Source organism: Pseudomonas sp. RA_15y_Pfl2_54 (assembly GCF_963971015.1).
Taxonomy (GTDB): domain Bacteria; phylum Pseudomonadota; class Gammaproteobacteria; order Pseudomonadales; family Pseudomonadaceae; genus Aquipseudomonas; species Aquipseudomonas baetica_A.
Genome location: NZ_CAXAPN010000010.1, coordinates 64,845 through 80,326, shown reverse-complemented (window position 1 = coordinate 80,326; position 15,482 = coordinate 64,845). Strand labels below are relative to the sequence as shown.

The following is a 15,482-nucleotide window of genomic DNA, read 5'->3' as shown; positions in this document are numbered from 1 at the left end:
GACACCTGAGTTTCATCAGCGGTCGCTGCTCAGCATAAGCCGATTTTTCATGGCTGAAACCTGTCAACTCTGACAGCTATTCGGCCGCATTGATCTTTGCTTGAATCGCTGCGAAAGGTGCTCCGTTCTTTTCGAAGAAAGCCGTGCCTACTTGATGCATGAGCGAAACAGAGGAAAGAACAATGAACAGAAATCTCGCACTGATATTGATGCTGGTGCTGTCGTTGACGGGGTGTTTACCCCCTGAGCAGACACAGGTAAAAACGGACAATGAAATTGGCGTCGCCAGCGCGTTATCCAGTACGGCACAAACTGGTCCGCAGGTCGCCGCAGACCTTACGGCGCATTACAACGATGTGCGGGTCAACTGCGGCTCAGCTTCAATGCCGGCGTTTCTCTGTCGCGGGATCATGCTGCGCTCAACCGTTCCGTCTACGGCTTACAAGGCCTGGAACCCCAGCCCTCATTCTCAAACCAGCGGCGGTGTGTCTTTCTCCTACCTGAGCAAAGACTCCAAATTCACCGGTCTGGTGTTCAATCAGAAAAACGGCTTCATTTTTTATCCGGTACTGTCGCGGCCAAGCGGCACACGGCAAATTGAAGTGCTCTGTTCCTTTCCACGCGACGGTGCTACGCAGCTGAGAATGGCACCCGGTTGTGGTGCGCACCCCTATACACCCGACCGGAGTCGTCGTTGCCAGACGATTGGCATTACGACAGCCGAGGGCTGGTTGGCGAATCGTCGGGAGAATATCTGGAATGTTTGTAGTTTCGACGTACGTGACGCCATGAACCATCTAGCGGCAGACTCTTTCTACCAAACCATTCGCGCCCATCAGTTGGGCAACTTCTTTGCAGGTCAACATGACTATATCGAACTGGTCCTGGCCACATGGCCGCAAAATATTCCTAAAGAACTGCCCATGCAGGCGTTCTTTTATCTGGACGGAGGATTGGCGGGCGCACAGTACGATCAAAAAGACTTTTACGATTCGACGGGGGGCAAGGTATTACCGATTATCAAGATCAACCTGCCACGCACTGCCAACGCCGATGCGCAGTTCATTTACAACCAGGCAGACCAGGTCAAATAACGGCTCATCAACAATTTGCCGCAGTTGGCAGAAGGATCAAGACAGTCACTTGATGTGCGTCGGCATTGCGCCGACGTACACCTCGCCTCAAGCCAGCAACTCCTGAATCTTCTCCTGCAACACATCCAGATCGAACGGTTTTTCCAGAATCGGCGCCTTGAGTGTGATCGGGCTGCCGGTTTCGCGGATTTCCTGCGGATAACCGCTGATGAAAATCACCTTCAGATCAGGTCGCAACTTCACGGCGGGCTCGGCGATCTGCACGCCGGAGATGCCGCCGGGTAAGCGGTAGTCGGTGATCAACAGGTCCAAATGTGGCTTGCTCGCGAGGATTTCGAACGCCTGCTCTCCGTTTTCGGCCTCGAGCACGCGATACCCTTGATCCTTTAGATAAATGGAAAGAATCATCAAGATATTCGGTTCGTCTTCGACGATAAGTACTACATCTTGTGCATCTACGCTCATGGGAAGCCTTTGTTCGGTCAATAGCTGCTGATACGACCGTGCGGTCACTCAGAGGTTGCGTCGGGTTTGCCGTTTTCCTCGATCGGCAGACAAACGCGAAACAGGGCGCCCTCGTTGATTTGACTCTCGACGACGATGGAACCGCCATGGGCGGCGACGATCTGCTCGGAAATGAACAAACCCAATCCGAGCCCGGCCACTACCGTCTTGGCGCTAACCCGTTCGAATTGTTGAAAGATACGCTTCTGGTTCTCCTCGCTGATACCGATTCCATGGTCCTGAACTTCGACCCTCGCCTCTTCACCCTCACGGTAAACCCGCACCTGAATCGGACTTCGGCCCCCATAACGCAAAGCGTTTGTCATCAGGTTCGAAATCACTTGCTCGATTCGGAACTCGTCCCAACTGCCTTCTACCGGCTCTGACGCGGTGAAAGACACTTCGGTTTCCGCTGCTTCAATCTGCTGCGCGAAATTTTGCAGCAGGTGGCTGACCAGTTGCACCAGATCAAAACGGTTCGGCCGGATCGACAGCTTGCCGGTACGAATACGCGACACGTCGAGCATGTCTTCGATCAGCCGGATCAGGCTTTTGATCTGCCGCTCGTCGCGGTCGACCATGGCGTGCATCTTGTCGAGTGCGAACGCGGCGGCGTTATCGCGCGCCAGGTGCATCTTGCGTAACTGGGTTTCGAGTATCAGGCCGTTGAGCGGCGTGCGCACTTCGTGGGCGACGATTGACATGAAGTCATCACGCATCCGCACCGCTTGCTCAAGTTCCGATTGGGTGCTCTGCAGTTTTTGCAGCAGCGCTTCCTGCTCGCGGCGGGCCTGCTCCAGCGCTTCGACCTGTTGCTTCATGGCCTTGCTCTGGCGATACAGGTCGACGAAAACGTTGACCTTGCTCTTCACCGCGTGGATATCCAGCGGCTTGTGCAGAAAATCCACCGCCCCGCTTTCGTAGCCTTTGAACGCATAGTTCAGTTCACGGCCGGCAGCGCTGACAAAAATGATCGGGATGTTCTTGGTTTTCTCGGTACCACGCATCAACTCGGCCAGTTCGAAGCCGTTCATGCCCGGCATCTGCACGTCGAGAATGGCCATCGCGAACTCATGCTGCAACAACAGCGACAGCGCTTCGTCAGCCGACAGCGCCTTGTAGACCGTGCGGTCTTCGCGCTTGATCAGCGCTTCGAGGGCCAGCAGATTCTCGGGCAGATCGTCGACGATCAGCAGTTTGGCTTGAATATTACTCAGCATGCGATTCGTTCCAGCTCGACTAGCAGACGGCCGATGCCGTGAATGGGTAGGACATGATCCGGCTGCAGAACGTTCAGTGCAGCTTGAGGCATGGTGGCGACCTGCGAGTCAGCGGGGTCCTGGACGATGGTCAGCCCGCCAAGACGTTTGACCTGCGCCAGTCCGCGCGCGCCATCGTGATTGGCGCCGGTCAGCAACACCGCAGCCAGTGCCGGCCCGTAGACGTCGGCCGCGGATTCAAAGAGATAATCGATCGAGGGCCGGGAATAATGCACGCGCTCTTCAAGGCTCAAAGACAGGCTTCGATCCTGTTCCACCGACAGGTGATAGCCCGGCGTGGCGAAATACACGGTGCCGCCAGCAATGCTCTGTTTGTCACAGGCCTCTTGTACCGGCATGCCGAGACGTCGGGAGAAGACTTCAGCCAACTGGCTGCGGCGCTCTTGCGGCAAGTGCAACACGACGATAATCGGCAGCACAAACCCCTCTCGCAATGGCCCCAGCAAGGCCAGCAATGCCTCCACGCCACCGGCGGAAGCACCGATCACAATGGCCTCGATTCGAGGTAATGTCACGGCGTCGCTCATGATTTGCGGTAGATCCGTTCTTGTTTGACCAGCGCTTCGAACTTGTTCGCATAATTGGAAAAGTCCAGCGTCTCCTTGCTGCCCAACACCAGAAACCCACGATGACAAAGTGATTCATGGAACAGTCCGAACGCCCGATCCTGGAGTTTCTTGTTGAAGTAGATCAGCACGTTGCGGCAGGAGATCAGTTGGGTTTCGGAGAACACACTGTCAGTGGCCAGACTGTGATCGGCAAACGTCACGTTCTCGCACAGGCTTTTGTCGAAAATCGCGTAGCCATAAGCGGCCGTGTAATAGTCGGCGAATGATCGCTGGCCACCGGCCTGTTGATAGTTGGCCGCGTACGCACGGACGTTCTCCATCGAGAAAATCCCCTGCTTGGCCTTGTCCAGCGAGCGCGGATTGATATCGGTGGCGTAAATGATCGTCCGATCCAGCAGGCCCTCTTCGCGCAGCAAAATCGCCATCGAATAGACCTCCTCGCCCGTACTGCATCCGGCGATCCATATCTTGATCGACGGATAAGTCCTCAGCAGTGGCACCACTTCCTGGCGAATCGCCAGGAAGTGCGACGGATCGCGAAACATCTCGCTGACCGGAATAGTGAGCAATTGCAGCAGTTGCATGAACGCGGTCGGGTCGTGCAGGACTTTTTCCTGCAATGCCGAAATCGTTGCGCATTCGAACTGGCTCAACGCGTGTTGTACCCGGCGCTTGATCGAAGCGCCTGAATAGTCGCGAAAATCATAGCTGTACTTGAGGTAGATCGCCTCAATCAACAACCGTAATTCGATTTCGCTATTTCGATGCACTGAATTCTCGCGTTCCACTAAATCCTTTCCATCTTCGGTAACCACACGCGAATCAACGAGAACAAGCGATCCAGGTCGATGGGCTTGGCCAGATAATCGTTGGCGCCCGCCTGCAGGCAGCGTTCCTGATCGTCCTTCATGGCTTTGGCCGTCACCGCAATGATCGGCAGTTTACGCCAGCGCGGATTCTTGCGAATTTCAATGGTGGCTTCGAAACCATCCATTTCCGGCATCATTACGTCCATCAGCACCAGGTCGATGTCCTCGACTTCATTCAGCCTCTCAATCGCTTCGCGACCGTTACGACCGATCACCACGACTGCACCTTTTGTCTCCAGCGCACTGGTCAGGGCGAAAATGTTGCGCACATCGTCGTCCACCAGCAGCACTTTGCGTCCCTCGAAGACCTTGTCGCGGCTGCGCGCCGTCTTGAGCATCTTCTGCCGTTCATGGGACAACTGCGATTCGACTTTGTGCAGAAAGAGTGTCACCTCATCGAGCAAGCGTTCCGGCGAGCGCGCGCCCTTGATGATAATCGAGCGCGAGTACTTGCGCAGATCGGCTTCTTCGTCGCGGGTCAGGTTGCGCCCGGTATAGACGATGACGGGCGGAAACGAGCAGATATCCTCGGTGGACATGCGTTTGAGCAGGTCGTTGCCGAGCATGTCAGGCAGCTTCAGGTCGATGACCATGCAGTCGAAGATTGTCGTGCGCAACAGCTCCAGCGCGTCCTGCGCCAGACCGACAGCGGTGATTTCAATATCGTCATCACCGATCAGCCGAGCGATGCTTTCACGCTGCAAATCGTCGTCTTCGACCAGCAGCACGCGTTTGACCTTCTGGGTCAGTTTGGCTTCGAGACGGGCAAACACGTCCTTGAGCTCTTCACGGGTGGTCGGTTTGACCGCATAGCCGATGGCGCCCATGTGCATCGCCGCTTCGACACGATCTTCGACCGAAATCACATGCACCGGGATGTGCCGGGTTTCGGCGTGTTCTTTCAGGCGCTGTAGCACCGTCAGCCCGGAATGGTCGGGCAGACGCATGTCCAGCAAGATCGCGTCCGGCACGAACTCTTTGGCCAGGTCATAACCTTCATCCGCACCATGGGCTACAAGGCACTGGTAGCCGAGTTCGTGGGCCAGGTCGTAGAGGATGTGCGCAAAGTTCGGTTCATCTTCCACCACCAGAATGCAGCGGGTGGCGAATGGCGCGTTATTGCGGTCATCGGCAAAACGCGGGATAGGCTGCGCAGCCATGGGCGAAACCACCACCGCAGGCGCCAATGCCGCCGTCGATGTCTGTGGCGGCGGCGTGAACGTCAGAAGCTCGGTCGAGACTTCACTGAACTCGTTGTATTGCTGCGGCAACACCAGTGTGAAGACACTGCCCTGCCCCGGCACGCTGCTGACGCTGATCGAGCCGCCCAGCAGCGTCGCCAGATCCCGGGAAATCGACAAGCCCAGACCGGTGCCGCCGTACTTGCGGTTGGTGGTGCCATCAGCCTGACGGAACGCCTCGAAAATACTTTCCTGCTGATCCGCCGCAATACCGATACCCGAATCACGCACGATGAAGGCAATGTGATCGTTGGGTTGACCGCTGATGGTCAGGCTGACAGCGCCCTGTTCGGTGAACTTCAAGGCGTTGGACAGCAGGTTCTTGATCACCTGTTCCAAACGCTGGCGGTCAGTAAACAACAACGTCGGCGCATCCGGGAGCAGATCGACGCTGAACGTCAGTCGCTTATCTGCCGCCATGGGTTCGAACACGCTGCGCAGGCCGTCGGCCAGACGCGCCACGCTGGTGTTTTCCGCAATCACTTCAAGCTTTCCGGCCTCGACCTTGGAGATATCGAGGATGTCGTTGATCAGGTTGAGCAAGTCATTGCCGGCAGAGTAGATCGACTCGGCAAACTTGACCTGTTCGGCACTGAGATTGTCCTGTGGGTTTTCTGCGAGCAATTTGGCCAGGATTAACGAACTGTTCAACGGCGTGCGCAGTTCGTGGGACATGTTGGCGAGGAACTCGGACTTGTACTTGCTCGAACGCTGCAACTCTTCGGCGCGCTCTTCGAGTTGCACCTGAGCCTGATTCAATTCGGTGTTCTTCAGATCCATGGCATCACGCTGCTCGGCCAGAGCGTGTGCCTGTTCGGCGAGCTGCTCGTTGGTCTGCTCAAGCTCCACTTGCTGGGTTTCAAGATGCGCCTGGGATTCCTTGAGGATCCGTGACTGCTCTTCCAGCTCTTCGTTGGCGGTTTTCAACTCTTCCTGTTGCACCTGCAACTCTTCGTTGAGCTGCTGGGTTTCGGCCAGCACTTCCTGCAAGCGTTGACGGTAGCGTGCGGCTTCGATGGACGTGCCAATATTGCCGGCAATCAGCTCCAGCAATTCGATATCACGATCGGTGAGTGGACGCAAAAAGCCCAACTCGATCACGCCGTTGACCCGTTCATCGTCACTGGTTGGCACCACAAGCACGCTATGTGGCAGGCCTTCACCCAGACCAGAACTGACTTTGAAGTAATCGGCGGGTACCGAATCGAGGCGTATCAGTCGCGCTTGCTGCGCCACCTGACCCACGATGCCTTCGCCGCTGTAAATCGACTGTTCCTGCCCTTCCTGCTCGCGGGAGAAGCCGTAAGTTGCCACGCGCTTCAAACCGCCGTGCTCCTCACGCACGTACAGTGCCGCCACGGCAGTGCCCAGGTATTGCGCGCAGAACTGCAGGATATTGCGACCCAACAGATTGAGTGTCAGTTGCCCAAGCACCTGCTCGGCCAACTCGGTCTGGCCGTTGCGCAACCATGCTTGCTGCTCCAGACGCTTGGCACTCGCTTGCTGCGCGGCGAGGTTGGCGCTGTAGCTGTTGGACAGATTGAGCAAATCACGACGACCGATATAAGCCAGTAGCCCGCTGATGCCGGCAACAAACAGCAGATAAAGGGTAATGCTCCAGATCGTGGTGTGGCGCACGTCTTCGTTGCGCGAGGCACGCAACTGCTGCTCCATGTCGATCACGTCTTCGAACTGCTTGCGGATCTCGTCGGTCAGGCGCTTGCCGCGCCCGGCCTGGACCGCCGCTTTATAGTCACCGCTGGAACGCTGCAAATCGATCATCGATTTTGCATAGTTTGCCCACTCGGTCTGCAACGCCTGAAGACGACGCAAACGATCAGTCTGCACCGGGTTGTCGGCAGTCAACTCAAGCAAGGTTTCGAGCGCCACGTTGACTCGCGGTTTGGCTGTTTCGTAGGGATCAAGGAAATGCTCATCACCGCTGAGCAAGAAACCGCGCATGCCGGTTTCCAGGTCCACGGTGAGCTTCACCGCTTCGTTGGCGTTATTGATCACGCGGTCGGTGTGCTCGACCCACTGGATGACCGACAGCAGATAAGTGATCAGCGACACGAAGAACACCGCACTGAGCACGCCAACACCCAGCGGCAGGCTGACGTTGCGACTCAGGAGTTTGCGGAACCGTTGCTCATCAACCGAAGACGGAGAGGACATGTGGCAGCCTTGTCGAACTGTTGAAAATCACAGAGTTTGCCCCAAAACGGCAAGGTGGATCTATTTTTCTGACTGTTTGAGCAGCAAATTCCTACAAATGCCCGCGTCTTGCGTCACGCCAACAGTTATCCTTGCTCGCCCGTATGCAGCTAATCTTTTTTGTATCGATCCGGGAACTTGTGGCTATGCGCCACTTACTCATGCATGAGCCCATCACATCTGATCGGCTGACGCCCCTGAATCCCACCCTTGAGAGCTTTTATTATGTCCGCCAACGCATCCACCATCCTTGTAGTCGAAGACGATGCCATCGTGCGCATGCTGATCATCGATGTGCTGGAGGAACTGGATTTCAAGGTACTGGAAGCGGAGGGTGGCGAGCAGGCGCTGAAGCTTCTTAATGATGAGGCTCAACACATTGACTTGATGATGACCGATGTGGGCCTGCCGGGTATGGATGGTCGTGAACTGGCCAATCAAGCACGCCTGTTGCGGCCTGCTCTGCCAATCCTGTTTGCCAGTGGATACGCGGAAAACATCGAAGTAACGGCGGGTATGCAAGTCATTGGCAAACCCTTTTCGATTGACCAGTTGAGGGACAAGGTCAAAGGCATTCTGGAACGCTGAAAACCGGCTCTGCCGCTTGGGTTCATGAACACCTTTGAAACCTGTCTGCCGCGTTTATCCGGGGTACCAGAGTGGACGAGCCCTCTGATTGCTCAAGTCTTAACCACTCGTGCGATCGCGCTTGGCTTTTTGCCGCTCTCTGAAGGCGGTGATGTCATCGATACTCACCTTCCCTGGCGCCGGTTGTGCAGGCGCCCGGACAGACTGCTGAGCAGCCGCACTACTTTCCTGAGCGCTTACCGATTCGTTACCGAAATCAAGATTGGAGAATAATTCCTCACCGTCCAGTGGCTCGCGGAATTTGTGACCCACCTCTCGCCCCCCACCTGCAAACAGACTGGCATCGCTTGCTGCAATCGCCCGGTTGATTGCCTTGGGGTTCGAAATGAACTTTCCATGCGAATCGTAAGCTCCCAGAATCAAGCCCGGCGGCAGATCGACGGCATAATTGATTTCCAAAGGGGGTAGAGTCTTCAGGCCCGAATGCGGCCGAAAGGCAAGTTCGGTATTGGCATATAAATGAAAACCTTCCATCTGCCGTGCGTCGATGAAATAGGTGTATCCACCTTTCTGGCCGCCATAAACAAAAGCGCCGGCACCGTCCTTTTTATAGAAAGCAGAAGTGGAAATACCCGCGCCGTCGGGGCTGAGCGCGTCGTGGGCACCGCCATAGCCGCCTTTCAAACCATTGACCTGGTCAAGGTGTTTGATTCGAACGCGTTGACTGAATCCCCTCTCGAAAATGATTGACGGATCGCGCATATCACCACGGAAAACGAAGCCCTGATAAACGAAGCCCTTTTCCGGACCAGAAAGGCGCACAACCTGAGTATCGGTCGCCAATGTCTGTGCCACGCCTGGCCCTGAGGCCAGCTCATCCAGATAACCGGCCACTAGCAAACCTTTGCCAGCCTCGGGGATTTCCTTTCCGGTGGTGCTCGCCAACTGTCGACGAAGACGCGTAGCCGATCCGCGAAAAACGGAGGGACGATTGCTGTTTTTGAGCGCCAGGACAACTCGCTTGCCAATCTCCTTCTTGGCGACTTTCGACAATGCTCTACCGACGAGCTTTTCAGCAATAGGCCCCGCCAGTTCGGCCAACACGCCGATCGCCGCGCTGATCCTCAGGCGCTCTGCTTCAGAGGGGTCATCCGATATTTCGGCGCGGATCAAGTCCGTCGCAGAACTACCGAGCCCCACCAGGAAAGGAATCAACATACGTATCGGAGCGGAAGCAAACGCTCCCGTCCCGCCGTAAGGCAAAGAGGCGGTAAACGCAATAATCTGCAGAAGATATCCCGCAGCCTCCAAGGCAAAATCGGTCCAGCGTTCGGCCTGTGTCGAAACCAGCGTATCAATATCGGCCAGCCCCCGTTTGATCTGGCGATCGAATAAATCCTGACCTATATCCGAACTGGATCGAAACACCAACTCCCGATAGTTTGGACGTGTCGCAAAAAGGGGGAATTCCATCCCCCGATACTTGAAATCATGGACATAAGATTTTTGCTGGTCACGCAGAGCAACGCGCTTTAACAAGCGCTTCTGAAAATCAACATTGCTCTCTACGAACTTGCCTCTTGCGTCATGACCGGCGGGAAACTCGAAGGCTGCACTGTCTTCACCGAGGAAGAACACCACGCCTCGATCCAGATTCCCTCGACCGATAAACACGGCGTTATCGACTCTCAAGTCGGGATCGCTGTGCAAGTTGATAAGCCGCGGTTTTATCAGGCCTTTGAGGTATTCGTAAGCGACGATCTGATCTTCAACGGCACGCGTACCACTCTTGATAAACTCTACAACCAACTTGTTCAACTCTGCTTTTTTTAACAACCTACCGAAAGCGCTAACAGCTGGATTTTGCAGCCGGTCGCTCACATAGAGCTTGAAGTCAGTCTGATAATCCGCGTCATTGAAAACAGCGACCAATTCGGAAGGATAATAGTCTGGCCATTTTACTTCTTTCCCGTAGAAGCCTTTTAGTTGCCGCAGGTGATAGTCCGTACAGATCTCCGCCAAGGTGAATTCTTTCTCTTCCCAGACGACAGGCTTTTTAGTGCTCGTCAGCGAGTCGCTGCGCGTGGGGGGCTCCAGCGCGTAATATTTAACCGCTATGCGGCTGTCATATTGAATGCGCTCACGCGTCTCTTCATCGGACACAATACTCACTATGGCTTCATCAATGCACTCACGAATAAAGTAGGCAGGATCAAAACTCACTGGATCCGTGATGACGGCACAACCCGCTAATATTTCTCCAGCCAATTTATTTACATCAACACCATCAACCACACCTTGCTCAGGCATGGCCAGGCTGACCGTTTCCGTTCTGGGTGCTGCCAAAACGGTTTCCAAATCTGCCAATGGATCCAGCAACCACAACAACGAATCGTCGGCATCATCGTAAATGCCTGGCAACTGCTTATTCATGTTTTTCTCCCCGCACAGCATAAAATGCGAACTGCACTTACTTAACTACTGTGGACGACCAAGAAACTACCAATCTCCCCCAAAGTTACATAGGCTATAGTTATTAGCAATCTTTACATCACTGATCGGAGAGCAATACACAAACGTTAGCTTCCATCGCTGTTCAATGGGCAAACGCTTATGGACAAGATACCAAAGAATGTTTTACTTCGAAGGCCAGGCGCGAGCAGCCATCTCTGTGGTTTAATTGCGCCCTTTTTTTGCCTACCTGTCTGCTGCCGAGGATCACACTCATGATTCAGCCCACCGTCACCAAAGTTCTGGTCATCGGCTACGTCTGGCCCGAGCCCCGTTCTTCGGCAGCAAGCGGGCACGTCATGCAGATCCTCGACACCTTTGTGCAGCAAGGTTGGGACATCACTTTCAGCAGCCCCGCCAGCCCCGGAGCACATAAAGCCGACCTTGGCGCGCTGGGCATCCGCGAAGTGTCGATCGCACTGAACAACAGCAGCTTCGATATGTTCATCAGCGAGCTGCGTCCGGATATCGTGCTGTTCGACCAGTTCATGATGGAAGAGCAGTTCGGCTGGCGCGTCGAAAAATACTGTCCTGACGCCCTGCGGGTGCTGGAAACGTCAGATCTGCAAAGCTTGCGCCATGCCCGTCACCAGCGACTCAAGGAGCGGTTGAAAGTCTCTGCCGATCAGGATGACTTCAGCGTTTTGTTTGCGCCGGCCTTGCGCGAAGAATTCGAATTGATGGCCACCACCGATCTGGCCAAACGGGAAGTGGCGGCGCTGTATCGTTGCGACCTGAATCTGATGATCTCCGAAGTAGAAATCGAGTTGTTGGTCAAACAATTCGGATTGCCACGCGAGTTGCTGCATTGGTGCCCATTGATGGTGGAGTTGCCAACCACTGAACCGAAGGCGTTTGAGGCTCGGGCGCACTTTCTCAGCATCGGTAACTTTCGTCATGCGCCTAACTGGGACGCCGTACTCTGGATGAAGTCCACGATCTGGCCACTCATCCGTCAACAACTGCCGGATGCGCAGTTACACATCTATGGCGCCTACACGCCCCCTAAAGCCATGGCATTGCATAATGCTGCGCAGGGTTTTCACATAATGAACTGGGCGGAGGACGCGTTACAGGTCATGTCAGCGGCACGGGTATGTCTGGCACCGCTGCGTTTTGGCGCCGGCATCAAGGGAAAACTGGTGGACGCCATGCTGTGCGGCACGCCCAGCGTCACCACCCCCATTGGCGCGGAAGGCATGCATGACGAGGAACCCTGGCCGGGCGCGATCACCCGCAGCGCAGTGCAATTGGCCGACGCCGCCGTACGGCTTTATCGCTGCCCGGCAGATTGGCAAGCAGCCCACCTGGCCGGAACAGCGCTGCTCGGCAAGCGTTACCAACGGGCAACACACGCGCCGGCGCTAATTGAAAAACTGCGTGATTGCCAAAAACACTTACATGAACGCAGGACCCGAAACTTTATTGGGAGCATGCTGCGCCATCACGCTCATAAAAGTACTCAATATATGGCTCAGTGGATTGAAGCAAAAAACCGCGATACCCAGCCGACCCGTAACGCGTGAATCCGCACGACCACACAACTCGCATTAATATAGAGATTGCACCATCAAACCCTGATACCTATAAACAGCCTGCATGTCATTTCAGATAGCACAACTATCAACACATGCAGGACACACCACATGAATAATGGATACATTGAAAGACTCTCCAGCCATGACTGGATGAGTAAAACACCGGGCATTGACAACTTGTCACTGCGCGAATTGACATTACCGGGTGCGCATAATGCCGGGTGTGACTGGAACGCCTCTTACGATCGACTGATCCAATGTCCAAACTGGCTGATCTGTCAGTTACTCCCTGTAAACTGGCCACTTCCTGGCGCGAACTGGCTGGCATGTCAGGATGTCTCTTTTGCTGGCCAACTGAATCGTGGCGCCCGAGCACTCGACCTTCGATTATTTTATGACAGCCAAGCGAGAGGTATTGAACGGTTCAGATTCCAACATGGTGGCTATTGTTCCTCCCGCACGCTTGACGACCTTGTTCGTGACGTCAAGGAGTTCCTTCAAAAAAATCCGGACGAGTTCATCATTCTGGACTTTCATGAACTGAAAAGTGGTGCAACTGGGTTCAATTACGACGAATTTAAACAGGTGATCCTGCGCACGCTGGGCGAGCAACTCATTCCAGTGGAATCTCTGCATCTGACCCTGGGTCAATTGAAGGCACGTGCGCCGCGGCAACGGATATTACTGGCTGCGCCTGTATCAGGAAGTACAGACGATAACCGGATTCATGATGCAGTGATTCATCGGTGGATCGGGCAATCCATTGTCGACGCTTCTGACCTGCACCGCTACATCGACCGGGTTTTAAGCAAGCCCCCGGACAAACGATGGCTTTGGTCGCTCTCCGCAACGTGCTATACGCTCGGCGGGCCACAACGCATTCTCGGCCATCTGGACACCTGGTTTCACCCTTCCAGCACCGACTGGGCTAAAAGATGCAACATTATCAATTTTGATTTCATTGAAAACGCCAGGATTGTATCGCATTGCAAAAATGCCAATATCGAGAAAGCCGTTGAAAAAGCCAAAACAACACAACCAACAAACTAGGAGGCTCCACCAACACCCTAACTGTTAAATAACTTGCATTCAAACAAGCATTGGCTGATCAAACGCCATCCACTATAAACATCCTGCACGTCGAAACGTCGACCTACCATTATTAATACTGCCGGATGTACAACATGAATGATTTCCAATCGAACGACTTACCCCTGACTCAATGGATAACTGCAACCCCGCAGATCGACAATCTGTCACTGCGTGAATTGACACTACCCGGCGCCCATAATGCCGGCTGTGACTGGGAAGCTTCCTTCTCCTTGTTCCCGGGAAAGAACTGGCTCGCGTGCCAGGACATTTCTTTTTATTCGCAACTCAATCGTGGCGCCAGAGCGCTGGACGCACGATTGATTTATGACAAAGAAGGCCAGGGTCTGGAAAAGTTTCGCTTTCAGCACAACGGCTATCGCTCCAATCGCAACCTTGGCGATCTCATGCTCGCGGTCCAGGCGTTTTTGGAAAGAAGTCCCAATGAATTCATCATTCTGGACTTCCATGAACTCAAGGGAGGCAGCAGTGAATTCAATCACGAAGAATTCAAACAGTTAATGCTGAAACATCTGGGCGAGCGGATGATTGTGCAGGAAAACGCAGGTTTGACACTAGGTCAGTTAAAAGACATCAGCCCCCTGCAAAGGATCCTGGTGGCGGCCCCCATGAGCTGGGACACTCGAGACCACCGCTTTCATGAACAGATCCAACACAAATGGATTGGCCAGTCGCTGGTCACTGTTTCTGACCTGCACCGTTACATCACAGAGGTTTTAGACAGCCCACCGACCCAGTGGCGACTCTGGTCGCTGTCTGCGACGAGCTATACAGTCGGTGGCCCGCAGCGAATTCTGAATGAACTGGACACCTGGTTTGACCCCACCCAAACGGACTGGGCGAAGAAGTGCAACATCATTAACTTCGACTTTATAAAAAACTCGAACATCGTGTCTTTTTGCCAAATGGCCAATCTGGAAAAAGCCATCGAGAAGTCGACGCTGGTACTTCGTGCACAGCCCGCTTGAGCCCGGTCAGAGCATGCGGTCAGAGCGAACTGGCACATCACACGTCGAACGAGGCATGATCAGCAGGCGATAACAACAAAGTAGCAGGCCATGAACCGAACCGCCCGCGTGACCGACCCTTCTTACGAGTTGATGGATGACCACAACGGGTTGTCCATCATCTACCGCCAGCACGGCTTCCCCTGCCCGCTGGTGCGTTGGCATTTCCACAAGGAATACGAACTGCACCTGATCGTCGCCAGCTCAGGCAAGGTGTTCATTGGCGACTACATCGGCAACTTCTATCCCGAAACCCTGTTTCTCACCGGCCCCAACCTGCCGCACAACTGGATCAGCCAGGTGGCCGAACACGAAGTGGTCGAGAAGCGCGACATGCTGGTCAATTTCACGGATGAGTTGTTCGAGAGCGGCCATCAGGTGTTCACCGAACTGAAAACCCTGGCACCGCTGTTGGAGCGAGCTCAGTACGGCATCGAATTCCGCTGCAAACGGACGATCCGTCAGGCCATGGCGCTGATGCAGCGGATCGCCGACACTCAGGGGATTACCCGCCTCGGACACTTTTTCATCCTGATGGAATTGCTCGCCGCCAGCGATGATTTTCAGTTGTTGTCCGGCGCCACCACGCCGCAATTGGCGGATGAGCACAACATCGACCGCACCAACCGCGCTGTTGATTACATCTTCAGCCACTACGCCCGGGATATTTCACTGGAGGAAGTCGCCGAGCATCTGGGCATGACGCCGACCTATTTCAGCCGTGTGTTCAAACAGGCGACCGGGCGCAACTTCATCGAATTCGTCAATCGCCTGCGCATCAGCAAGTCCTGCGAACTGCTGGCCGATGGCGACAAACCAGTAACTGACGTGTGTTTTGAGTCGGGCTTCAACAACATTTCCAACTTCAATCGGCGGTTTCAGCAACTCAAGGGCATGACGCCCTCGCATTATCGACGCCTCGCCGTGCAGCGCCTGACCGAACAGAACCACACCTGA

At 54.7% G+C, this 15,482-nt stretch carries 12 protein-coding genes; 6 read left to right on the top strand and 6 right to left on the bottom strand.

The window, feature by feature from the left end; all coding sequences use genetic code 11:
• Positions 1-182 precede the first annotated feature (182 nt).
• Positions 183-1,094 carry a halovibrin HvnA gene (locus tag AACY50_RS09765; protein WP_339538501.1) on the top strand — a complete coding sequence of 304 codons (912 nt, stop codon included), beginning with the start codon at positions 183-185 and terminating at the stop codon, positions 1,092-1,094.
• 87 nt (positions 1,095-1,181) lie between these two features.
• Here AACY50_RS09765 and AACY50_RS09760 read toward each other — a convergent pair whose 3' ends face one another.
• The 5 genes from AACY50_RS09760 to AACY50_RS09740 are packed head-to-tail and all read right to left on the bottom strand — an operon-like array spanning position 1,182 to position 7,732.
• Positions 1,182-1,559, bottom strand: coding sequence for a response regulator (locus tag AACY50_RS09760; RefSeq protein WP_221729806.1), 378 nt, complete (start codon positions 1,557-1,559; stop codon positions 1,182-1,184).
• A 44-nt stretch (positions 1,560-1,603) separates the two neighbouring features.
• Positions 1,604-2,818, bottom strand: a complete 1,215-nt coding sequence (locus AACY50_RS09755; protein WP_339538500.1) for a hybrid sensor histidine kinase/response regulator — start codon at positions 2,816-2,818, stop codon at positions 1,604-1,606.
• On the bottom strand, positions 2,812-3,405 hold the full coding sequence (locus AACY50_RS09750) for a chemotaxis protein CheB (protein ID WP_339464286.1): 594 nt from the start codon (positions 3,403-3,405) through the stop codon (positions 2,812-2,814). Before AACY50_RS09750 ends, AACY50_RS09755 begins: the two co-directional genes overlap by 7 nt.
• Positions 3,402-4,235, bottom strand: coding sequence for a CheR family methyltransferase (locus AACY50_RS09745; protein ID WP_339538499.1), 834 nt, complete (start codon positions 4,233-4,235; stop codon positions 3,402-3,404). Before AACY50_RS09745 ends, AACY50_RS09750 begins: the two co-directional genes overlap by 4 nt.
• Positions 4,235-7,732 carry a response regulator gene (locus AACY50_RS09740; RefSeq protein WP_339464290.1) on the bottom strand — a complete coding sequence of 1,166 codons (3,498 nt, stop codon included), beginning with the start codon at positions 7,730-7,732 and terminating at the stop codon, positions 4,235-4,237. Before AACY50_RS09740 ends, AACY50_RS09745 begins: the two co-directional genes overlap by 1 nt.
• Positions 7,733-7,996: 264 nt before the next feature.
• Here AACY50_RS09740 and AACY50_RS09735 point away from each other — a divergent pair, with 264 nt between their 5' ends.
• Entirely contained in the window at positions 7,997-8,359 is a 363-nt protein-coding gene (locus AACY50_RS09735) for a response regulator (protein WP_339464291.1), read from the top strand.
• A gap of 99 nt (positions 8,360-8,458) precedes the next feature.
• Here the strand turns inward: AACY50_RS09735 and AACY50_RS09730 are convergent, their stop codons facing one another.
• The gene (locus AACY50_RS09730) at positions 8,459-10,792 is read right to left on the bottom strand and encodes a hypothetical protein (protein WP_339464292.1); all 2,334 of its coding nucleotides are present in this window, start codon (positions 10,790-10,792) and stop codon (positions 8,459-8,461) included.
• A gap of 293 nt (positions 10,793-11,085) precedes the next feature.
• Between AACY50_RS09730 and AACY50_RS09725 the strand changes: the two genes are divergently transcribed.
• The 4 genes from AACY50_RS09725 to AACY50_RS09710 all read left to right on the top strand — a co-directional run bounded on the left by AACY50_RS09725 (position 11,086) and on the right by AACY50_RS09710 (position 15,482).
• Positions 11,086-12,396: a glycosyltransferase gene (locus AACY50_RS09725; RefSeq protein WP_339464293.1), complete on the top strand. Its 1,311-nt coding sequence runs from the start codon at positions 11,086-11,088 to the stop codon at positions 12,394-12,396.
• A 120-nt stretch (positions 12,397-12,516) separates the two neighbouring features.
• Positions 12,517-13,458, top strand: coding sequence for a phospholipase (locus tag AACY50_RS09720; protein WP_339538498.1), 942 nt, complete (start codon positions 12,517-12,519; stop codon positions 13,456-13,458).
• A gap of 134 nt (positions 13,459-13,592) precedes the next feature.
• Positions 13,593-14,486 (top strand): phospholipase, encoded by an 894-nt coding sequence (locus AACY50_RS09715; protein ID WP_339464295.1) that lies wholly within the window; start codon positions 13,593-13,595, stop codon positions 14,484-14,486.
• Positions 14,487-14,576: 90 nt separating this feature from the next.
• Positions 14,577-15,482 (top strand): AraC family transcriptional regulator, encoded by a 906-nt coding sequence (locus tag AACY50_RS09710; RefSeq protein ID WP_339464296.1) that lies wholly within the window; start codon positions 14,577-14,579, stop codon positions 15,480-15,482.